The 22,679-nt window shown below is 43.5% G+C and carries 17 protein-coding genes and 1 pseudogene; 10 read left to right on the top strand and 8 right to left on the bottom strand.

The features are described 5' to 3' along the window. The first annotated feature begins 83 nt into the window (after positions 1-83). The 3 genes from AC3E9V_RS22895 (at position 84) to AC3E9V_RS22885 (ending at position 5,602) form a co-directional block, all read left to right on the top strand. On the top strand, positions 84-3,557 hold the full coding sequence (locus tag AC3E9V_RS22895) for a VCBS repeat-containing protein (protein ID WP_488750498.1): 3,474 nt from the start codon (positions 84-86) through the stop codon (positions 3,555-3,557). Between the two features lie 200 nt (positions 3,558-3,757). Then, positions 3,758-5,119, top strand: coding sequence for an FG-GAP repeat domain-containing protein (locus tag AC3E9V_RS22890; protein WP_488750497.1), 1,362 nt, complete (start codon positions 3,758-3,760; stop codon positions 5,117-5,119). Positions 5,120-5,191: 72 nt separating this feature from the next. Then, on the top strand, positions 5,192-5,602 hold the full coding sequence (locus AC3E9V_RS22885) for a hypothetical protein (protein ID WP_488750496.1): 411 nt from the start codon (positions 5,192-5,194) through the stop codon (positions 5,600-5,602). On the opposite strand, the gene AC3E9V_RS22880 is transcribed toward AC3E9V_RS22885, so the two are convergent. Next, positions 5,599-6,276 carry an SDR family NAD(P)-dependent oxidoreductase gene (locus AC3E9V_RS22880; protein ID WP_488750495.1) on the bottom strand — a complete coding sequence of 226 codons (678 nt, stop codon included), beginning with the start codon at positions 6,274-6,276 and terminating at the stop codon, positions 5,599-5,601. The two genes, AC3E9V_RS22885 and AC3E9V_RS22880, sit on opposite strands and share 4 nt — an antisense overlap. A 58-nt stretch (positions 6,277-6,334) precedes the next feature. Here AC3E9V_RS22880 and AC3E9V_RS22875 point away from each other — a divergent pair, with 58 nt between their 5' ends. Then, on the top strand, positions 6,335-6,679 hold the full coding sequence (locus tag AC3E9V_RS22875) for an MGMT family protein (RefSeq protein WP_488750494.1): 345 nt from the start codon (positions 6,335-6,337) through the stop codon (positions 6,677-6,679). A gap of 3 nt (positions 6,680-6,682) precedes the next feature. On the opposite strand, the pseudogene AC3E9V_RS22870 reads toward AC3E9V_RS22875, so the two are convergent. From AC3E9V_RS22870 to AC3E9V_RS22860, 3 genes and pseudogenes are all read right to left on the bottom strand, one after another. Then, positions 6,683-6,820: pseudogene (locus AC3E9V_RS22870) on the bottom strand (type II toxin-antitoxin system PemK/MazF family toxin); the annotation flags it as partial. Positions 6,821-6,838: 18 nt separating this feature from the next. Further along, on the bottom strand, positions 6,839-7,069 hold the full coding sequence (locus AC3E9V_RS22865; RefSeq protein ID WP_488750493.1) for a CopG family transcriptional regulator: 231 nt from the start codon (positions 7,067-7,069) through the stop codon (positions 6,839-6,841). Between the two features lie 38 nt (positions 7,070-7,107). Continuing rightward, on the bottom strand, positions 7,108-8,541 hold the full coding sequence (locus tag AC3E9V_RS22860; RefSeq protein WP_488750492.1) for a sodium:solute symporter: 1,434 nt from the start codon (positions 8,539-8,541) through the stop codon (positions 7,108-7,110). 74 nt (positions 8,542-8,615) lie between these two features. Here AC3E9V_RS22860 and AC3E9V_RS22855 point away from each other — a divergent pair, with 74 nt between their 5' ends. Continuing rightward, positions 8,616-8,909 carry an ATP-dependent Clp protease adaptor ClpS gene (locus tag AC3E9V_RS22855; RefSeq protein ID WP_488750491.1) on the top strand — a complete coding sequence of 98 codons (294 nt, stop codon included), beginning with the start codon at positions 8,616-8,618 and terminating at the stop codon, positions 8,907-8,909. 1 nt (position 8,910) lies between these two features. Continuing rightward, positions 8,911-9,522 carry a recombination mediator RecR gene (gene recR / locus AC3E9V_RS22850; protein WP_488750490.1) on the top strand — a complete coding sequence of 204 codons (612 nt, stop codon included), beginning with the start codon at positions 8,911-8,913 and terminating at the stop codon, positions 9,520-9,522. Positions 9,523-9,529: 7 nt separating this feature from the next. On the opposite strand, the gene AC3E9V_RS22845 is transcribed toward recR, so the two are convergent. From AC3E9V_RS22845 to AC3E9V_RS22830, 4 genes are all read right to left on the bottom strand, one after another. Next, complete coding sequence (locus tag AC3E9V_RS22845) at positions 9,530-9,925, bottom strand: type II toxin-antitoxin system death-on-curing family toxin (RefSeq protein ID WP_488750489.1); 396 nt, start codon at positions 9,923-9,925, stop codon at positions 9,530-9,532. After that, a complete protein-coding gene (locus AC3E9V_RS22840) occupies positions 9,922-10,146 on the bottom strand; it encodes an AbrB/MazE/SpoVT family DNA-binding domain-containing protein (protein ID WP_488750488.1) in 225 nt (74 codons plus the stop codon). Before AC3E9V_RS22840 ends, AC3E9V_RS22845 begins: the two co-directional genes overlap by 4 nt. Before the next feature lie 164 nt (positions 10,147-10,310). Beyond that, the gene (locus AC3E9V_RS22835) at positions 10,311-10,493 is read right to left on the bottom strand and encodes a hypothetical protein (RefSeq protein WP_488750487.1); all 183 of its coding nucleotides are present in this window, start codon (positions 10,491-10,493) and stop codon (positions 10,311-10,313) included. 119 nt (positions 10,494-10,612) lie between these two features. Further along, a complete protein-coding gene (locus AC3E9V_RS22830; RefSeq protein ID WP_488750486.1) occupies positions 10,613-13,534 on the bottom strand; it encodes a triple tyrosine motif-containing protein in 2,922 nt (973 codons plus the stop codon). Between the two features lie 233 nt (positions 13,535-13,767). On the opposite strand from AC3E9V_RS22830, the gene AC3E9V_RS22825 reads away from it, so the two are divergent. From AC3E9V_RS22825 to AC3E9V_RS22810, 4 genes are all read left to right on the top strand, one after another. Continuing rightward, positions 13,768-16,785: a carbohydrate-binding protein gene (locus tag AC3E9V_RS22825; RefSeq protein ID WP_488750485.1), complete on the top strand. Its 3,018-nt coding sequence runs from the start codon at positions 13,768-13,770 to the stop codon at positions 16,783-16,785. Positions 16,786-16,819: 34 nt separating this feature from the next. Further along, the gene (locus AC3E9V_RS22820) at positions 16,820-17,719 is read left to right on the top strand and encodes a hypothetical protein (protein WP_488750484.1); all 900 of its coding nucleotides are present in this window, start codon (positions 16,820-16,822) and stop codon (positions 17,717-17,719) included. 133 nt (positions 17,720-17,852) lie between these two features. Continuing rightward, positions 17,853-20,195, top strand: coding sequence for a glycoside hydrolase family 3 N-terminal domain-containing protein (locus tag AC3E9V_RS22815; RefSeq protein ID WP_488750483.1), 2,343 nt, complete (start codon positions 17,853-17,855; stop codon positions 20,193-20,195). Positions 20,196-20,307: 112 nt separating this feature from the next. Next, a complete protein-coding gene (locus tag AC3E9V_RS22810; RefSeq protein WP_488750482.1) occupies positions 20,308-22,629 on the top strand; it encodes a PKD domain-containing protein in 2,322 nt (773 codons plus the stop codon). The last annotated feature ends 50 nt before the right edge of the window (positions 22,630-22,679 follow it).

The raw sequence follows: 22,679 nt of genomic DNA, 5'->3' as shown, positions 1-22,679 counted from the left end.
AAGAGGCTGATTAAGTATCAGTCTCTTTTATTTTTATTAGAGACAAAATATTCAAATGGTCACACATCACAATTTTTAGCTTTATGGGTAGAGTAATTGGAATAGTATTCCTGTATTTTCTTTTGACTGCTTGTACGAAAGAGAAAGCGCTTTTTCAAATCGTTGATCCAGATGACTCAGGGGTTCATTTCAGTAATGATATAAAAGAAAACGAGGATTTTAATATCATCAATGTCTCCTATATATACAATGGAGGAGGTGTTGGTATAGGAGATTTTGATAATAACGGTTTAAGTGATCTTATCTTTACAGGCAATATGGTTGAAAATCGTCTTTATCTAAATAAAGGAAATTTTCAATTTGAAGATGTTACAGAAATTGCAGGTGTGGGAGCAGCAGGTAAATGGAAATCAGGGGTTTCCATAGTGGATATTAATAGTGATGGCCTACATGATATCTATGTTTGTGCCACTTTATCAGGAGATTCCTCAATGAGAGCCAACATGCTTTTTGTGAATCAGGGCTTAAATGAAAATGGAATTCCAGTTTTTAAAGATGAAGCAAGTAAGTATGGAATTGCCGATAAAAGTCATAGCACTATGGCCGTCTTTTTTGACTATGATAATGATTTGGACTTAGACTTGTTTATTTTGACGAACTCTAAACAAAGAGGAGTACCTATAACTTACCGTCCAAAAGTAAATGATGGTACTTCCACCAATACTGATAGGCTTTATCGAAATAATGGAAATGGAACCTATACCGATGTAACAGCTGAAGCTGGAATACGATCAGAAGGTTTTGGATTGGGTGCCGCAATCCTCGATGTTAATAAGGATGGATGGCTAGATATTTATGTGGGAAATGACTATATCACCAATGATCTTCTTTACCTAAATAATAAGGGTAAGTTTACCGAAGTAATAGATAAATCTATAAAACATCAGTCCAGGTTTTCAATGGGTAATGATGCTGCAGACATAAATAATGATGGACACAGCGATATCCTAACATTGGATATGCTGCCTGAAACAAACCTTAGAAAGAAAACTGTGGGCGGTGGATCCGGTTACATTACTTACATCAATGATGAGCGATTTGGTTACGCTCATCAATATGTCCGTAACATGTTGCAATTGAGTAATGGGGATATGACTTTTAGTGAAGTCGGACAGTTGGCTGGTGTTCACCAAACAGAATGGAGTTGGGCTCCGCTATTCGCAGATTTCGATAATGACGGTTATAAGGATCTAGCGGTGACAAATGGTTTTCCTAAAGACGTCACTGATCGTGATTTTATAAGTTTCAGGGAGAAATCAGGAGCCTATACTAGTATCGACTATTTACTTGATCAGATTCCCTCTGTTAAAATTCCTAATTACGTATTTAGAAATGATGGAAACCTCCTTTTTAACGATGTTTCTGAAAAATGGGGATTTGTTCAGCCCTCCTTTTCAAATGGAGCTGCATTTGCTGATCTGGATAATGACGGAGATCTGGATTTTGTGACTAATAATATAGGTGACAAAGCTTTTTTGTATGAAAACACCATAGATACCAAACGAAATTTTCTGAGAGTGAAGCTATCGGGTCCAGTAGGCAATTTTTCAGGAATTGGGACTAAAGTGACCATTTTTTACGATAATGGGAAAATGCAGTTTTCTGAGCACTATATCGGTAGAGGCTATCTCTCCTCTGTTGAGGATTATGTTCACTTTGGGTTAGGAGAGGTGAAAGTGGTGGATTCAATAGCTGTGGAATGGTCAGGTGGACGGATTGAAACAAGAACCAACATCGCAGCTAATGAGGTACTTACTTTCAATTATGATGATTCAAAATCTGGAATTGGAAAAAGCTATTCGGAATGGAATTCATCTCTGCTTGAAGAAGTTTCGGGTTCATTAAATATCCTGTATAAACATGACGAAATTGACTTTATAGACTTCAATATTCAGAGAACAATACCGCATAAATTTTCTCAATACGGACCGGGCATCGCTGTAGGCGACATTAATGGGGATGAACTGGAGGATTTTTTTCTTGGAGGATCTAAAAAATATCAGGGGACTTTTTACATACAGAAAGCCAACGGAATCTTTGAGAGGCGTGGTGGGGTGGCTGATGAAGGAAAGCAAGAGGAAGATGAGGGCGTCTTATTTTTTGATGCTGATAATGATGGTGATCAGGACTTGTATATTGTGAGTGGTAGCTACGAGCACGAGGCCAAGAGCATATATTATCAAGACAGACTGCTCTTTAATGATGGATCAGGTAATTTCAGATTGGATACAACCGCTCTTCCCCCAATGCGGTCAAGTGGATCTTGTGTCAGAGCGGCGGATTATGATCGCGATGGAGACTTGGATCTTTTTATCGGAGGAAGAGTAATTCCTGGAAGTTATCCAAAATCCCCTCAAAGCTATTTGCTGGAAAATGAAAACGGGAAATTTACAGATGTAACCCCCGAACCTTTAAAAACGGTTGGGATGGTTACGGATGCTTTGTGGAGCGATTTTGACAATGACGGACTTGCTGATCTGATTATCGTTGGAGAATTTATGCCTGTACAGATTTTTAAAAATACCGAGGGAAAACTAAATACATTTAATACAGGGTTAGAAGATTACTCAGGTTGGTGGAACAGTATTACTTCTGGGGATTTCGATAAAGATGGAGACGTAGATTATGTATTAGGTAATCTTGGTGAAAATAATCCATTCTGCGCTGATTCAGATCAGCCAATAGAAGTTATTGCTGATGATTTTGATGACAATGGGAGGATCGATGCGATTTTGTCCTGCTATGTTAAATCAGAAGATCACAGAATGAAACCATTTCCTGTTCATTATTGGAATGAACTGTATACTCAAAGCCCTAATTTTCGAAAGCAATTTGAAAGTTATGCACAGTATGCTTCCACCAGTACTTATGAGCTTTTGAAGCCGGAGGAAATAGAAAATGCAATTCATCTTTCAGCCAGATATGTTTCTACTAGCTACATGCAAAATAATGGGAATGGAAAGTTTGAAATCAGGAAATTGCCAATACAAGCTCAATTTGCTCCGGTAAATGGATTGGTTGCTGAAAATATTGATGCTGATGATCATCTTGATATTGTTATGGTAGGGAATGATTATGGTAATGAAACTAACGTGGGGCAATATGACGCGTTTTCAGGGTTGGTTCTTTTTGGAGACGGGACTGGGCATTTTGACGCAAAAAATACAAGTGTAGGATTCAACGTTCCGGGTGATGCTAAAGCTCTCAGTAAGGTGGTTATGAAAAATGGGAGGCGATTGCTAATTGCATCCCAAAATAAGGATAGTCTTAAGGTTTTTGTTGTAAAAGCTGACTCTAACACTTTTTTGGTGCCAGATGCGATGGATTTTTGGGCAGAAATCAACTATCATGATGGCCGATCCGAGAAAGTAGAGCTATATTATGGAAGTGGGTTCTTGTCTCAATCTACCAGAAGATTGAGTTTTAAGAAATCTCAGGTAGCAAGCGTCGATTTTTATAGTTATACGGGTGAAAAACGTCATGTACAGATTCATTGATTTATATCTATAAACGGTTGAGAGGAATTGGTTATTTCAGTATAATATTTTTATTAGGGAGTGTGTTGCTTTTGGGTTGTGGGCTTTCAGATTCGAATCAGGATCAGAAGAATTTGGAATCGAAAAGTGGGGAACAACTTGCACAGATATATTGCAGCAGTTGCCACCAGTTTCCTGAACCTACTCTCCTAACAAAAAAAATGTGGGGGAATGTCTTGCCAGCAATGGGAAGCCGTCTTGGACTTGCTACGCTTAAGGACCCTTATAAAGGTAAATCAATGATGGAGGTTTATAGATTGGAGTCGGCGGATCTTTTTCCTGCCAAGCCCATCATTTCCGATTCAGCGTGGAGGAAAATAGTAACTTATTTTGAAGAACATGCTCCGGATAGCATTGTCTTGCCTGAAACTATGCGGAGTCCCTCCAATTCCTTATTTCGGGCTTCTTTCCCGTTTGTTAATTTAGGTGGCTTCCCTATTATTACTCTGGTAAAGATAACTGAACAGGAAGGAAATGTTTATGTGGGTGATGGTAATGGGTACTTAATTAAGCTTAATAGCTCATTTGAGATATTAGAACATGAAAAGGTTCAGAGTCCTGTCGTACAACTTCAAACAGGGGTTGAAAACAATAGACTTTCCATTCTGTCAATTGGACAGCTATACCCCAATGATGAACAAACTGGAGCGTTTGTAACCCTGGATGCCAATAACTTGGCAGACCCTCAGGTTTTATTAACCAAACTTTCAAGACCGGTTTCATTTCTAGAAGAGGATTTTGATGGAGACCAGTTACAGGATTTGATTATTTGTGGGTTTGGAAATTACCTCGGAAAATTATCCTTATTCCGGAATACGGGCTCAGGGTATAAGGAAACCATTTTAAAAGGGATTCCCGGAGCTACAAAGGTTATATGCTATGATGTAGATAACGATCAGGACAAGGACCTCATCGTATTGTTTGCTCAGGGCGATGAAGGAATAAGTCTTTTTTTAAATGACCAGGGTGAATTTAAAGAGAAAAGAGTCTTACGGTTCAGTCCTGTGTTTGGAAGCAACAGTTTTCAGCTAGAAGACATGAATCAAGATGGTCATTTGGATATTATATTAACAAATGGTGATAATGGAGATTATACAAATACACTTAAACCATACCACGGCGTACGTATATTTATTAACTCGGGGGATTTCGAATTTGAAGAAGAATATTTTTTCCCGTTTTATGGAGCTTCCCAGGTAGAAGTGTTTGATTTTGATCTGGATGGAGACCGTGATATGATAGTAGCTTCATTTTTTCCGGATTTTTTAAATGGAGCATCCAGAAGTATTGTTTACATTGAAAATGAAGGAAATATGAATTTTGAGCCAAGTTATTTTGATGATTTTGCAGCAAAGGGACGTTGGATGGTCATGGATGCGGGAGATGTTGATGGAGATTCTGATGTGGACGTGGTTTTAGGTTCATTTGTTCTTACCTCTACTGGTGTTCCTTCAGATTTGCTGGAAGAGTGGAGAAGTAATAGTCGCCAGATCCTCTTTTTGGAAAACACTACAATTCATTAAGCTTCTTTTATCTTCTCTTAGTCCTGTTCATATTTGTATGTGATGAATAATATTTTTTTCATAATATTTATCATGTTTTTTCCAGACCTGGTTATTACTGATAACAATGACGGCTGGGAAACCCTGAGTAAGCTCAAACTGGATCAGCGGTATGATACTTCTCTGGGAGAAATGCTGGAAATACCCGTATTCTCTGATGAACTAAGAGCACTGGATGGTAAGCGAATTACCATAGAAGGTTACGTAATTCCCCTTCAACAATCCGGCGCTCAAGACTACTTTGTCCTCTCCAGGTTTCCCTATAATAACTGTTTTTTCTGTGGTAATGCCGGACCGGAAACAGTTGCTGAGGTGTATACCGAAGATGCTTTTCCTTTTAAGGACGCAAAGGTGCGGGTCATCGGCAAGTTGAAACTCAATGACGATGATCCGCTTCACTTGTTTTTTATTTTCACAGAAGCTGAGGTTACCGTTTTGGATTAAGCATTATTGTATAGTTTCAATACCGTATCTCTTAGGGCTTTTGACTTGTCACCAATCAGGAAAGCGATAGCTTCTGCTATTTCTTCCGGCTTCACCCAATCATTGAAGTTTGCATCCTTCATATGTTTTCTATTGGGAGGAGTATCAATGACGCTGGGAGCTATTACAGAGGCTCTGATGTTGTGATCAGCACCTGCCTCATCCAAGATTTCACCCAGTTTGATCACAGCACTTTTGGATATAGCGTAAGGCAGGATCGGGGCCGCTCCACCTTCCAGGGCAGGTTTGGCGCCTACGAAAACGATCCGGCCACCATGGCTCTGTTTCATCCACTTAAATGCATTTTGAGAGGCATGAAATGCCGTCATGTAATTGAGGTTAAACATTCCCATCATGTCTTTCCCTGATGTGTCCTCAATGCCACCCATGCCAAATCCGCCAACTAAGAGAACAGCTGCGTGAATGGTTTTATACTTGATCTTTATTGAGTTGAAGAAATCGGTAGTTTCCACCTCATCTGTTAGGTTACATTCGTAAAAATCCACCTGGCTGTCTGGCTGTGTTTCTCCTGGTGCCAGTGTTCCTATGACGGTATAACCATCAGCTAAAAGCTTTTCGCAAACCGCAGTTCCCAGATTACCTGCTGCGCCGGTTACTAATACATTATTTGGCATTCTTACTTACATTTAAGGGTTACTTTTTCAATATAACAGATATGAGCAGTGCTAAGTTATGGAAGATTCAAAATCTAACTTTTTTAAAGATGTACATGAAGTAGCAAAGTTGATCCCCAAAGGGAGGGTAACTTCTTACGGAGCTATCGCGGCATATCTTGGGCTCAAGCGAAGTGCCCGAATGGTGGGCTGGGCCATGAATCAGTCAGCAGGAGATCCGGAAGTGCCTGCTCACAGGGTGGTTAACCGGAATGGTCTCCTTACAGCTAAACATTTCTTCTCCGGAGGTCCGGATGCTATGCAGAAGCTTCTGGAGGCTGAGGGCGTTCGGGTAAAAGAAGATCAGATAGTAAATTTCAGGGAAGTGTTTTGGGATCCCGTGAAGGAACTGGGGATCACGTAACTTTCAATATCTTAAAATGTCATTAAGGCCTTTCTTTAATTGATCTAATTGAGAGCTGGTAATTCGACCAATTTTACGGACAAGTCGTTCTTTTGAAATAGATCGTATATGGAAAATCAGAATTTCTGAAGGCTCTGTGAGGTTATTAAATTTGTTTCATTATTTGAGCTGCTTCAAGTATTCGCCCATGCTCTCTTCAGCAATGTTCATTACCTCCTCATCCTGACCAGCTTCTTTGTAAGATTTGATGTATTCAGCTTTATTCAATTGGTCCAGGTAAATACGGAGAGCTCTCTCTATTAGCTTGTTTTTCGGGAGTGAAAGTCTTTTAGCACTTTTATTAAGCTCATCGAGCAGATCATTGGGCAAAGAACTAGTAAAAGTGGTCATCTTTCTAAATTATATTTATGTTTCATAAATATGCGATTTTACTTTTTAATGGTTATTAGTCCAATGAAAGTAAGAAACCCGTTCAAGATCAATATCTCAAAACCAAACCTATAACCGCCGAATAGCACCTCTGAATTTAGGTTAATGATATAGGAGATAATTGGTGAAAGGATACAAACTACAGGCACGAGATTGTCTTTTACTTTGATCCTGGTGAAAATTCCCAGTGCAAATAATCCCAGCAACGGTCCGTAAGTATATCCCGCAGCTATAAACACGGCGGTAATCACACTCTGGTCATTGATAGCGTGAAAGATGAGGATCACCATAAACAACACGATGGAAAAACCAAAGTGTACAGTTTTTCGCAGGGTTTTGCGCTGATGGTAGTTCTTTGGTGTGAACCCCAGAAAATCTACACAAAATGAAGTGGTTAACGCGGTTAGTGCCGAGTCTGCACTTGAGTAAGCTGCTGCGGTAATACCTAAAAGAAATACCACAGTTCCCAGCGTTGAGAATTCATGAATCGCCAGCTCCGGAAAAAGATAATCCGTTCTGGCAGGGATAGCTACGTTTGTAGCTTCGGCAAACTGGAAGAGCAGAAGACCCATGCTCAGGAACAGGAAGTTTACAATCACCAGGATAATGCAGAACCAAAACATGTTTTTCTGAGCGTCGCCTAAATTGCGGCAGGTAAGGTTTTTCTGCATCATGTCCTGGTCCAGGCCGGTCATCACGATGGCTATGAATGCTCCCGAGAAAAACTGTTTGTAAAAGTTGTTGCCACTTTTCCAGTCCCAGTTAAAAATGGCGCTTCTCCCATCATCGGAAATGCTGGAAACCAGCTGCCCCCAGCTCCAGTCCAGTTGATATTTGATGAAATAGATGCTGATGATCACCGCTGCGATCATAAAGGTGGTCTGAAGGGTATCGGTCCATACAATGGTTTTGATCCCGCCCTTGAATGTATAAAGCCAGATCAGAAGAATGGTAGCTGCTACAGAGACCCAAAAAGGCAGATCAAAAGCATCGAAAAAGGAGATTTGCAGGACCCCTGCTACCAGGAACAGTCGAAAAGATGAGCCGATGATCCTGCTGATCAAAAAGAAAAACGCCCCGGACTTGTAAGACCAGAAGCCAAAACGCTGCTCCAGGTAAGTGTAAATGGAGACCAGGTTGAGCCGGTAGTATAAGGGTAGCAGTACTGTGGCGATGACAAAATAACCCACCAGATAGCCTAAAACCACCTGAAAGTAATGGAAGTTACTGTTTCCCACTTCACCGGGCACAGAGATAAAGGTGACTCCAGAAAGCGAGGCCCCGATCATGCCAAAAGCTACCAGGTACCAGGGTGACTGCCGGTTTGCGTTGTAGAAATCAGCATCCGTACTGTTTTTGGAGGTAAAAAAGGCAAATCCGATAAGTACCAGGAAATAACCCAGGATAATGCTTCCAACAATAAGTGGATTCATCGATTATACGGTTGAGTTTGTCAAGAAAGTGCTCAAAATTGTGGCAATTTCCCGACATACACTAATTTTGCAGTATGATGGTAGAGATGGAGTACGCCCCCGAGACCGAAGAACTGGTAGATGTTGCCGAGGATATTGATCAGGATGGTGTAAAAGATCTCGTAGTTCATAACGACGATTACAACACCTTTGATCATGTCATCAACACCCTGATAAAGGTGTGCAGGCACGACCTGCATCAGGCAGAGCAGTGTACCTATATCATTCACTACAAGGGAAGATGTGCCGTAAAGAAAGGTACATTTAGAGAGCTGAAGCCAATGAAAGAAGGAGTGAACGATGCGGGTATCTCTGCTACTATAGAATAAAATGGAATATCCTTCGAAGTTGGTGGAGAAGGCGGTAGAAGAGATCGCCAGGTTGCCAGGTATTGGTCGGAAGACCGCCTTGCGTCTTGTCCTCCATTTATTAAAGCAACCAATTTCTGAAACACTCAACCTTTCTGAGGCTCTCAGGGATCTTCGGGAGCATGTCAAGTATTGTAAGACCTGTCATATTATTGCTGACACTGAGGAGTGTACTTGTATGACTATGTCCAGAGATACCAGTACTATCCTGGTAGTGGAGGATACACCGGATGTTTTGGCTATTCGAAATACCGGTCAGTATAATGGGTTGTTTCATGTGCTGGGTGGAAGAATATCTCCCATGGATGGAATAGGCCCGGAAAATATCAAGATCGATACGCTTCTGGGACGTGTAAAAAATCCTGAAGGTGAAGTGAAAGAGGTCATCCTGGCATTAAGTTCCACGATGGAAGGTGATACCACAGCTTTTTACATCACCAAAATGCTCAAAGAAACTGGCGTGAAGATCACTACTATCGCCCGCGGTATCCCGGTAGGTGGAGAGCTGGAGTATGCAGATGAGATAACCCTGGGGAGAAGTATTATGACCCGGACTCTTTTTTCGGCTGATTAAGTCCTGGTTAAATGCTTAAGACCTCTCTTACTATAGTTCTTTCAAACCATTCATGCAATTCTTCTTCTGAAATATCGCCCGCGGCCAAATTGGTAAAAACCATTACTACATCCACTTCGGCGGCATTGATATAATATCCGTTAAGCAATAGAAAGGTAACGGCTACCACGAACCCGGTACGCTTGTTCCCATCATTAAATGGGTGATTACGAACAATTCCATAGGCATAAGCTGCTGCACACCTGGCTAACGAAGCATTTTCATATTGAGATAAGTTGATGGGACGCGCAAGAGCAGATTCCAGCAAAGGTTCGTCTCTTACACCAGGTAAACCACCATGCTGAGCAAGTTGTTCATAATGGATAGCCTTGATTGCCTTTATGCTCACCCACCGGTAACTCATTCAGCCAGTTTTTTCAGGGCATTTCTGTAGTCGCCCATTACCTTACCTGCCTGCTGCATTTCTTCCTCAAAGTCCGTGTTATATGGTGTGATTTCAATTCCATTGGCCGTTTCAATAAAGGTTAGAGTGTCTCCTTTTTTGATGCGTAGCTTGTTCATGATTTCCTTTGGTATGATAATTCCAGCTGAAGATCCGACTGTAGTTACTTTAACTTTGATCATATCATTATAACAATTATTATAATGTAAAGTAACGCAAATTTTATATAATGAGTTCAGGGCTTTACTGGTCAAATCCCGTTTGGAGCATTTGTCTCGTGGAGAAAAACTACAAAAGTCTCTTTTAAGGCGTCTGAAAGACTTTTGAAGTTTATAAGCGGATTGACCTACTTCTTCCTGTTCTTCCCAATAATGTTATAAACCAGCAGCAAAGCTATCCCAAAAGCCATGACAAGAAAGTACCACCGTGGCTCACCTTTTTGCCAGGTTTTATAAAAGTAAGCGCCACTCAGGGCCATTACCACCGTTACACCCAGGTAGCTAAGGAATTTTAATGTCCGCGGATTCATAAGGCTAAAGTAGCAAAAAGCCCTAAAGGAACCAGCCTAATCTACTTTGGTATAGTCAAAGACATCTATGTGGGATTTTCCTTCCGGCAATCTGTGGCCGGTCAGGCAAAAAAGACCATTCAGGGAGCCAATTTTTCTAAAAATCCTACCATGTTTTCTTCATGCTCCAGGCTAAGCCGTTTTCTCAGACGATACCTTGCCGTTTCCACTCCTCGTAATGAAATGTTGAGGATAGGGGCTATCTCTTTATTAGTCAGGTTCATTTTGACCAGTGCGCAAAGCCGCAACTCTTTGGAAGTAAGGTCCGGGAAGTGGGTTTTTAGCTCCTGGAAAAACTCATGGTGCACACGCTCGAAATTTGCCTCAAAAACCTGAATGTGTTCTTCGTCGTTGAGGTGGATGCCGATTTTTCTGACCAGGTTTCTAAGCAGGTTCCTGGACTGATCGTTTCGGGTGCTTTCTTTCAGGTTTTTCAACTCCTCTCTGATATCTGTGAGTAGTTCTTGTTTTTTGACAAGCAGCATCGTGTAGTTAGCCAGCTCTTTGCTTTTAAAGACCACATCCTCTTCCAGTTGCTTTTTGTCACGCTCGATGCGTTCTTTCTCCCGCTCCAGCTGCATTTGCTGAATTTCCAGCTCCAGTACCTTCTGTTTTTTCTTTTCTTCTTTCCTTGTTTTATTTTTCTCTTCTTCTATTTTTCTTTTCACTATTTTTCTGGAAGCCATCCCGATAGTCAGGACCAAAAATCCATAAAACCCAAAAGCCCAGGAGGTTAGATACCACACCGGCAGTACTGTAAACTGGTAGGTGGCTTCCGGAGCTGCTTCACCAAGCATGTTTCGTGCTTTTGCTTTAAAAGTATAGTTCCCCGGCCTCAAATGGGTGAATTCTCTCGCCGGACTAGTGCTCCATGAGGACCAGTCAGTATCGACTCCTTGGAGCAAGTAACTATACTGGACCCGAGTTTGATCTTTTAGTTTTGGGGCAGAGTATTTAAATCTTATCTCCGTGATCCCGTAAGGCATTTCATGTCCGATATCTTTTCTGAGACTGCATTTTACTCGTTCGTCCTCTTTTTTATAGCTGACCTCAGTGATCATGGTTTCATACCGGCGAACGGTTGACTCAAAAGAAAGGTCATAGGCGTATAAACCAGTATTCGTGCCTACCAAAACGTTGTTTTCATTGACTGGTACAATACATTCCATGCCTCGATTAAATGTCCCTTTGAGCTCCAGAAAAAGGCCTTTTTCGGGTTTGGGATTTTCACCGTTTTGGAAAAAGCCCAGCTCATCATCCTCCACAAACCACGTCTTGTTTCCGTGTTCCAGTACTTTTCTGATGTTTTCTTCGGTACCAAGAAGAGCGTTTAGAAAAGTATGCGGTAGGAATTGGCTGGTTTCATTGTTGTAGGTAAAGATTCCTTTGTTTGTAGTAAAAATAATGTCCTCATCCCACCGGAATACATTGATGTTAAATGGAGATGGCAGCCCATTTTCACGGTAATGCTCTACGCTCAGTACTTTGTCATAGTTTTTCCCGATTTTCAATTTAAATACACCTTTATAGCCATGGCATACCCAAAAGACACCGTCTTCATCACCCTGAATAATATCCCTGCTGGATTCTGAGAAGCCCTCCAGCTGGTCATTGACCTCAAAGCCGGAGTTGGGATGGTACCGCAGTAAGTTGATGCCGTAGTAGGTACAGGCAAAATAGTAGTTGGGTTTTCCGCGGATGGGAATAACTTTCCAGACACCATTGATCCCGCTCAGCCTTTTCACCTGGTTGTCTGAAATGATAAAGATACCCCGGTCGTGGCTGCAGATTACTTTATCCTGGAAGTTTTGAAGGGTCCATACCTGCCCTTCCAGTCCGGGGATCTTCTGAAACTCCAGGCTCGAAAAGTTTGGGCTTTTAATGATGTGGTTGGAGACATAGACCCCCTGGTTAGTGGCGGCGTAGATCTTACCTCCATGAATAAGCACATCAAAAATGGAAGCTTCCTCAAACATGACCGATACAGGCGAGGAGATGTTGATACAATCAATCCCATTGTTGAGCAAGGCCCAGATATTTCCTTCCGTACTTTCGTAAAGATTTAAAACCGTATTATCCTGAAGGTTCTTAAAAGCATCGTCTACAGAGATGATTTCGCCGGAGTTATTCAGCACTATGATCTGGCTGCTCAGTGTTCCCAGGTAGTAGTTGCCCGCCGAGGATTTGATGGCGTCCAGGATCTGATTGATGGATGTTTCGTTAAAGTATGTCTTGAAAAACCGGGTCTGTTGTCGGCTGAGGTCATGAATAAAAGCAGTTCCCTGTTTGGTTAGAATGAGTATTTCACCCTCTCCGGGTCCCTGAAGAATGGATGAAACTGAGCCATTATTAAGTGCAGTACTATTAGCCAAAAGAGTGAATTCGAGACTTTCCATATCCAGAGCTTTTACACCCTCGCCATCTACAAGGTAAAGCCTGTTGTCAATAACATTGGAGTAATAAAAGCTGGTGGTAGGTATGGTGAGCGCTTTATTGTTGGCGATGGCTACAAGCTTGGTGAAGCTTCTGAAAACGATATAGCCCTGGACTTCATGAATAGACCATATATTTTCCAGGTTTAGCTCTTCAGGTCTGAGAAGGTTGGTTAGTGATTTATACTGAAAGTTCCCAAACTCGTCTCGTTCTACCGTACCAAACTCATTGAATCCGCCTGCATACACGTTCCCATCTTTGCTGTGATGGAGGCTCCTTACCGAACTGTTATTTGGCAGCGTTACGGTCTGCCACCTTGCACCATCAAAGACAAGTACTCCATCGTTATTCCCAAAATACATAATGCCCGCGTCATCCTGGCACATGGACCATATTTGCGGATCCCCCTGAAAATCATCTTTAGTGTAATGAACAATCCGGGGAGTTCCCTTTATTTCAGCTTTAGGAGTGATTTGAGAGATCTCAGATTGTGCTTTTGCCTGCCAAAACAGCACAAAAAGAAGCCCGGTCATCAGCCAATTGTATTTTATACGTAGATCTGTGATCATAAAATTCTAAAAAGATAAAAACATAAAGAATTGAAAGTCAAGTCAATAACTGCTATTGATGTAGTAAAGACGTAGTGATCTTATCCTTTGATGTAATTATAATGTACCGACTCTTTACCAGATCCTGTCAAGTAAAGATATTTTTGATTTGAGAATTTATCTTGAAATCGTTTGGATTTTGCGATTTCTATAATTGAAGATCAAAATTAGCGTTAAAAAAATTAATTTATCAAATGAGTCTAAAAGCTTACTCCCCTTTTTTTGCTGCCATGCTTTTACTGGTAATATTCCAGCAATCAAATGCCCAGTTCCTTAGAGCAGATGGAACCAGGATTATAGATGCCGATGGTAACGAAGTGCTGTGGAGGGGCATTGGTCTGGGTGGATGGATGCTCCAGGAAGGTTACATGTTACGCACGTCGGGTCCGCAACATGAAATCGAAGCTAAAGTTCTGGACCTGATAGGCGAAGATAAAAAGGAACAATTCTATGATGCCTGGCTGGCTAATCACATGCGGAAAATTGATGTAGACTCTATGGCCGCATGGGGATACAACTCCATACGGTTACCGATGCACTATAAGCTTTTTACGCCTCCTGTAGAAGAGGAGCCGGTACCCGGAGAAATCACCTGGCTGGATAAAGGTTTTGAAATGACAGACGAACTCCTTAGCTGGTGTGAGGCTAACAATATGTATTTGATACTGGACCTTCACGCAGCTCCTGGTGGACAGGGAGAAAATGCCGATATCAGTGACTATGACCCCACCAAACCTTCATTGTGGGAAAGTGAGGCAAATCAGGAGAAAACCATAGCGCTTTGGAGAAAGCTTGCAGAACGTTATGCAGATGAACCCATGATAGCTGCCTATGATATTATCAATGAGCCCAATTGGGGGTTTCAGGATCATGAAGCAGATCCAAATGGATGTGCAGAAACGGAAAATACCCTGCTATGGGAGTTGCAACGCGAAATCACGGAAGCAATCCGGGAAGTAGATCAAAATCACATTGTGGTGATCGAAGGGAATTGCTGGGGAAACAATTACAATGGTCTGCCGGAGCTCTGGGATGATAATCTGGTCGTTAGCTACCACAAATACTGGAATGGAAATGAGCAGAGCAACATTCGACACATGCTTGATATGCGCACTCAGCGTAATGTGCCGATATGGCTGGGGGAGACAGGTGAAAACTCCAATACCTGGTTTACTAATTGTATTGCATTGCTTGAAGAAAATAACATCGGCTGGTCCTGGTGGCCGCTGAAAAAGCTTGGATTAAATAATCCACTTCAAATTCAAATGGCTGATGGCTACCAGGACATACTTGACTACTGGAATGGAAACGGTGATAAACCTTCCGAAGAAGATGCATTTAATGCATTGATGGAATACACGGAAAACCTAAAGTTGGAAAATAACATTTACCATCCGGATGTAGTGGATGCGATGATCCGTCAGCCACATTCTGAGGAAGCGATTCCTTTTGCCAATCATAAAATTGGGGTTGAAGAAACTGTAGTATATGCTACTGATTATGACCTGGGGAGAAATGGTGTGGCTTATTATGATGCAGATGTTACGAATACCACGGGTAATGCCGGAGGGGCTCAATGGAACCTGGGGGGATCCTATAGGAATGATGGTGTGGATATAGAGCGAACCACTGATACGGACAGCCGATCCAATGGCTACAATGTGGGATGGACCGAGACAGGCGAGTGGCTTCAGTATACCATAGATGTGGATTCGAGTGCCGTTTATAGTCTCAGCATCCGGTATGCCAGCCAATATGGAGCAGCTGTTCGTATAGAGATGGATGGTAAAGATGTGACTGGCACAGTACAATTACCCACAACTACCAGCTATCAAAACTGGTCTGATTTTGAAATCCCTGAACTTGCCCTGTATGAGGGACAGCATCAACTCAGAATTTATATCGAAAAGGAAGGGGTAAATCTTGGATTTTACAGTTTTTTTTTGACCAAAAAGCTATCGGAAATTGACTTCAAAGTGATGTCTGCCGAGACCGATCCTCAAGGATCAATTGTTTATGTCAATTTAAATAAGAAATCTAATCCGGAGACCGTTTCGGGTGCTTCGGGTTTTTCACTAAGCGTGGAGGGTGAGACGCTAACCCCACAAGGCACTGGTCTTCAAGGTGGAGATGCGCAGCAGATCAGGCTCGAATTTGACGGAGGATTTCAGGACGGTGACGACCTTAAGCTAAGCTACACAGGGGTGAGCATTCTTTCTGAAGGTGGATCTGTATTAGAGAGCTTTTCTGAAATTCATGTCAGGAATAATCTGCCTCAGCATTTTGTAGTACCGGGAAAGCTGGAAGCCGAGGACTGCTTTGTCAATGAAGGACTGGTGGAGGAAAATACAACTGATACCGGAGGCGGCTTAAATCTGGGATATACAAATGCAGGAGACTACCTGGAATATCGGATCAACGTTGCCACTACCGGAAATTATAAACTTGAGGTCCGCATTGCCTGCGAAAGCAATGCCGGAGAGCTGCTTTTTCAGCAATTCGATTTTAATGGAACACTTTTGAATGAAGCCTCTCTGGAGGTGCCGGTGACTGGAGGGTGGCAGAGCTGGCAGACCGTGAGTACTACTATGGACCTGGATGAAGGAAGAACCATACTTCGTGTAAAAATCGTAGATCCCGAGTTCAATCTGAACTGGTACCGATTCATCGGAGGTGGGAACGTAACCGGGATAGATAACGGATTAGGGTTACTGGTGTCCCCCATTCCGGCCAGGGATTATCTGGCAATAAACCTGGAGCAGCAGTTTTTTGATCATAATAATGCACTAACAATAACTGACCTGAACGGGAGAGAGGTTTTCACTAAAAGCCGTCTGGAAAAGATGGATTTTGAGCGAATAGCATTACCAAATCTTGATATCCGTCTGGCAGATACCTACCTGATGGAAGCTGAAGCGATCGTCAGAGGAAGTGGGAATGCGGGTCGTGCTCAGGATCTACTGGATGCTGTAAGAGGTCGGGTAGGTCTGGGGTCAGTACCGGCAACGCTTGATAACATTAAAGCAGAACGAAGGCTGGAGCTGGCCGGTGAGGGTCACAGATGGTTTGACCTGGTTCGCTGGGGTGATGCTGCGGCTACACTTGCAGGACAGGGTTTTGAAGCAGGAAAACATGAGATACTGCCCATTCCTTTGCTAGAGTTGGAAAACACAAGTCTCCAGCAGAACCAGGAGTATGGGGGTACCCTTTAATCATTCATTTTCAGAGAATTAAAGAACGAATATCATGAACTATTTAAATCATATATCAAAGACAGGAACTACACTGGCCATACTTCTGGCTGGTGTGTTATCCGCCTGCCTTCCGGAATCAGAAGAGATGTCCTTAGAGCCGGCCCCAACGGCCGCATTTGAGATCACTCCTGTTTCAGGAGAGGTGAATACCTTTTTGCTCTCCAGTACTTCAGAGGGTGGCTTCATTTTTCAGTGGGATAAGGGAACAGGTCAATATCAGAATGGTCATCAAACGGATACCCTATACCTGCCATGGATAGGTGAGTATGAAATAAAACTTCGAGTAGCAAGCGCAGGAGGAGCTGATGAAGCTGCTCAGACAGTAACCATTGATGAAGCTGATCCTGATGCGTGTTCGGGACATTTGCCATTGCTTACCGGATGTGATTCCAGGACCTGGGTACTGATGCAGCCTGAAGGAGGTGCATTATTTGTAGGCCCTCCCGGCCTGGAAACAGCCTGGTGGTCTAATACCGCTGCAGATGTAAATGCCCCGGACCGGGTATGTCTGTTTGATAATACCTATACCTTCCACGCTCAGGGTGAGTTTGTATTTGATAATAATGGAACCATGCGCGTGGATGATGAAGGTGGAGCTCCCTGGCCAACGGATATCGGACTGGATATCGGATGCTATGACATGGAGCAGATCCCTGAGCAATACCAGGCCTGGGGATCCGGTAACCACCGATTTGCATTATCTGGTAATGAACTGACTGTTTCTGGTGAAGGGGCTCACTTAGGTTTGTATAAGGTGGGTCAGGAAGGCACTACCGCTGCTCCGGAGAACTCAATCACTTACGAGATAGTGTCCATTACGGAAGATGTTCTTGTAGTGAAAAAAGAGTACGGCTGGGGTGGATGGAAGTTCACTTTCAAAGCTGTAGAATAAATCAAATCAAACCAGAGCCGACATCCAGGTCGGCTCTGGTTTTCCACGTTTTTATGCAACCTGTCAAGTTCTAACTTCACTCCAAAGAGGTTTATAACCTTGAAGTAAAATGGCTACCAGTAAACAAAAAAGAATGAAACGAATTGTAACGATCAGCCTGATCGGTTTGGCCGCCGTGCTGGTGCTTTCCTTTTTCGCTATATCCGGATTTACTGAAGGAGATCAGATGAATCCGAAAGTAGAGGACCTCATTGAAAAAATGACCCTGGAGGAAAAGGTAGGGCAGATGGCTCAACTGACCCTGGATGTAATCACAGAGGGACCAGGTGTTTTTGCAAGTGATGAACCGCTTAAACTCGATATGGATTTGGTCCGAAATGCTATTGTTGATCACCATGTAGGCTCTATCTTAAATACCGCTAATAACAGGGCCAGGACTGTTGAAAAGTGGCATGAAATAATCAGCCAGATCCAAAATGTTGCCGTAAATGAAACACGACTGGGCATTCCGGTAATTTATGGGATTGATGCAATCCACGGGACTACGTATACAGCCGGAGCAACCATGTTTCCCCAGGAAATCGGGCAGGCTGCCACGTTCAATCGTGAGCTGGTCCGGAGAGGCGCTGAGATCACCGCTTATGAAACACGCGCATCGTCCATACCCTGGAATTTTTCTCCGGTTTTGGATATGGGACGTGACCCACGGTTTCCACGGATCTGGGAAGGTTTTGGTGAAGATGTGTACCTGACATCAGAACTGGGGAAACAAATGATCGATGGATATGAAGGTGTGGCCAATGATGTTTCAGACCCCACCAAAGTTGCGGCCTGTCTGAAGCATTTTCTGGGCTACTCGGTGCCCGTTTCCGGAAAGGACAGAACACCGGCATTTATTCCTGAGATAGAACTCAGAGAACGGCATTTACCTGCTTTCAAAGAAGCAATAGATGCGGGGGTACATTCTGTAATGATTAATTCGGGGTTGATCAATGGTACTCCGGTTCATGCTGATTACGGGATTCTCACTGAGCTGCTGAAAGAGGAGCTGGGTTTTAATGGAGTAGTAGTTACCGACTGGAAAGACATTGACAATCTGTACTCCCGGGACAAGGTTGCTACCACGCCTAAGGAAGCAGTGAAGCTGGCGATCAATGCCGGTATTGATATGGCCATGATCCCCTACGACCTGGATTTTTGTAAACATCTGACAGAACTTGTAAACGAAGGAGAGGTGTCCATGTCCAGAATTGATGATGCGGTCAGACGAATTCTCACCCTGAAGTATGAGCTGGGCCTGTTTGAAACTCCTGCAACAAGCTATAAGGATTATCCGAAATTTGGTAGTCTGGAATTTGAGGAAGCTGCATATCAGGCTGCTGCCGAGTCGATCACACTCCTTAAGAATGAGTCGGATATCCTTCCACTAAATAAGGGAGCCAAAATACTGGTTACGGGACCCAATGCACACAGTATGCGGAGCTTAAATGGCGGCTGGACCTACTCCTGGCAGGGGGAGAAAGTTGAAGACTTTGCAGCTGATTACAACACCATTTTTGAGGCCATTAAAGCCAAATCTGCAGATGCAACTTATGTTCCCGGAGTGAAATATGATGAGAAGGGTAAGTATTGGGAGGATAGGATTGTGAACATTGATGCAGTCAAAAAGGCAGCCTTAAAGTCTGATTATGTGATCCTTTGTCTGGGTGAAAACAGCTATACGGAAAAGCCCGGAGATCTCCATGACCTTGCCCTTTCAGCTAATCAAATCGCTCTGGCCAAAGCAGTGGCGCAGACAGGTAAACCTGTGATCCTTGTGCTGAATGAGGGACGCCCCCGATTGATCAAGGATATTGAACCTTTAGCAGATGGGATCTTACAAACCTATCTGCCCGGCAACTTTGGAGGCGATGCTTTAGCTGACATTCTCTTTGGTGAGGTAAACCCAAGCGGGAAACTACCTTACACCTATCCGATGTATGCTAATACGCTGGTGACCTATGACCACAAGCCGTCTGAAGAGCAGAATAAGATGGAGGGCATGTATGACTATGAGTCGGACTATGTCATTCAGTATCCATTTGGGTTTGGCCTGAGCTACACCACATTTGAATACTCCGGTCTCACTTTGAGCAAAACTTCGATTGGCGCCTCAGATAATTTGGAAATAGCTGTCCATGTCAAGAATACAGGTACCAGGGCGGGTAAAGAAACGGTGCAGTTGTTCACTTCGGATTTGTATGCTTCTGTCACACCGGATGTCAGGCGGTTGCGCGGTTTTGAAAAGATCTATCTGGAGCCAGGAGAGACTATGAGGGTAACGTTTACCCTTTCAGCACAAGATCTGGCATTTGTTACTTCTGACCTGAGCCGGACAGCAGAAGCCGGTGATTTTGAAGTGCAGATAGGGGATTTGGAAAAACGATTTAAACTCACCGAAACAAAGTCATTTAACCAGGTAAAACCTGTTTTGTAGCGTATTTCAAAAAATATCCGGGGCCACTCCTGTGGTATCCGGATATACAAATTTCTAAAAAAGGCAACTCAAAAAAATGGACTTCATCTAACCACTAAACTAAACACAAGGAATGAAGCATTCATTTTTACAAAAAATTGAAACGATCAGGATGGTAGTATGCCTGATGGCTTTTGGGGTTTTGGCCACTTTTGCACAAGCCCAGACAGTAACACAGTACATAACCACTGGTGATCAGTCAAAGCTTCTGGAAAAGCAGTCTGATACGCCTTTGTTTACCACAGGATCAAACAGTAACCCAACGGTAAGTTTAGATCCCGGTACCACCTATCAAAGCATTGACGGCTTTGGTTATACACTAACTCAGGGAAGCGCTTATGTGCTGATGACAGAAATTTCCTCATCACAGCGTACCGCTCTGCTCCAGGAGATGTTTGACCCGACAGCCGGCATAGCTACAGGAGTGGGCTCGTCCTTTTTAAGGATTGCGATCGGGGCGTCAGACATGAGTCAGTATCCTTACACCTATAATGATTTACCTGCAGGTCAGACGGACGAGGATCAGTCACAATTCAGCCTCCAGGGTCCTGATCTGGATTATGTGATCCCGGTACTTCAGGAAATAGTAGCCATCAACCCGGGCATAAAGATCAAAGCAGTGCCCTGGACAGCGCCTGCCTGGATGAAGACCAATGGCGCATTAAGTGGAGGTCACCTTAAGCCTGAATATTATGCCTCCTACGCTACTTATTTTGTGAAATACCTTCAGGCGATGCAGGCTCAGGGCATTTCCATTTATGCGGTGGCGCCACAGAACGAACCCGAGCACTGCTGTAATAATCCGGCGATGCTGATGACAGCCGCGGAGCAAATAGATTTTATTCTGGAATTGGGCCCGGCCATTCAAAATGCAGGGTTCTCTACAAAAATCCTTACCTGGGACCACAACTGTGATGTCCCAGAATATCCAATGGAAGTTTTGGGCAGTGCAGCAGGTCAGTATGTTGATGGGTCTGCGTGGCATCTTTATGCCGGAGATATCAGCGCACTGTCCACGGTACATGATGCTTTCCCATCTAAGAATATATACTTCACTGAGCAGTATACCGGTGCAGGTGGAAGCTTTCTCGGAGACCTGGCCTGGCACATGAAAAATGTAATGCTTGGCGCTACCAACAACTGGGCAAAGGCGGTTTTGGAATGGAACCTTGCAGCGGATGCCAATGAAGGGCCGCATACGGATGGAGGTTGTACCGATTGTCTTGGGGCATTCACGCTGGATGGTGGTAACGTCACAAGAAACGTTGCTTATTACAATGTGGCCCATATGTCCAAATTTGTACGACCTGAGGCTGTACGGGTAGCCACTACTTCGGCGAGCGGTCTCACTTGCGCTGGTTTTGTAAATAACAGCCTGCACGGAAACACCAGGGTACTTGTAGTGCACAATGACAACAATCAGCCCAACACTACATTCAACATTGAATATGCTGGCAGGATTGCCACGGTCACCCTTCCTAAAAAGTCTGTCGGCACTTATATCTGGAGTGATGAGGGAGGCTCCAATAATACACCTCCTACAGCGTCTTTCACCTATACCACCACGGGTCTGCTTGCAGATCTTGACGGTTCGGGCAGTTCCGACAGTGACGGTACCATCAGTAGTTGGGACTGGGATTTCGGTGATGGGAATGTGGGTAGCGGAGAGCTGGTCAGCCATACTTACAGTGCTTCGGGAGATTACACCGTGACCCTTACGGTGACAGATAATGAAGGAGCAACCGGAACTGACTCGAAGGTGGTTTCGGTGAGTGATGGTGGATCTGATGCCACCACGATGCATGTAGGATCCATTGTGACAGGCACGCAAAATGCCGGTCAGGGCAATAAATACGGAACAGCGACCATCACCATTCTGGATGATCTGGGCAATCCGGTTGGATCTGCCGGGGTAACGGGCACTTTCAGCGGGAGTTATTCAGAAACCGTTTCCGGGCAAACAGGCGCAGAAGGGACTGTGACATTAACAACGACCCAAACAGTAAAGGGTGGAGCAACGGTGGATGTGTGCGTAGATGACGTCACCGACGCAGCCTTGACCTATGATGATACCCAAAATGTAATTACCTGCACAGGAACCAGTGGGTCCAGACCGGGAACAACTTCGGAAGTCAACACAGACCCGAGTGCTGCTGTTACGATCTATCCCAATCCGGTATGCGACGGACGGTTTTCAATAGATATCATCGACCAGTCCATTCAAGGTCCTGTCAACATTGCTATTTCGGACCTTTCCGGAAGACAGGTAATGTCCGCCATTTTGACCGAAGGATCAAACTCACTGAAAGTTCCGGAAACCATTTCAGGCCGGGTATACCTGATAACAATCTCTGGTAAAAACATTCATCTAAAGCAAAAGATCATGATCAAGTAAGATATCACATAGGTCGATACAACTCAAAAAAGGACCTGAAAATTTAACCT

It is taken from the genome of Marinoscillum sp. HNIBRBA16962, from assembly GCF_057801515.1.
The sequence above is the reverse complement of the archived record's forward strand: the minus strand, read 5'-3'. Positions and strand labels throughout refer to the sequence as shown.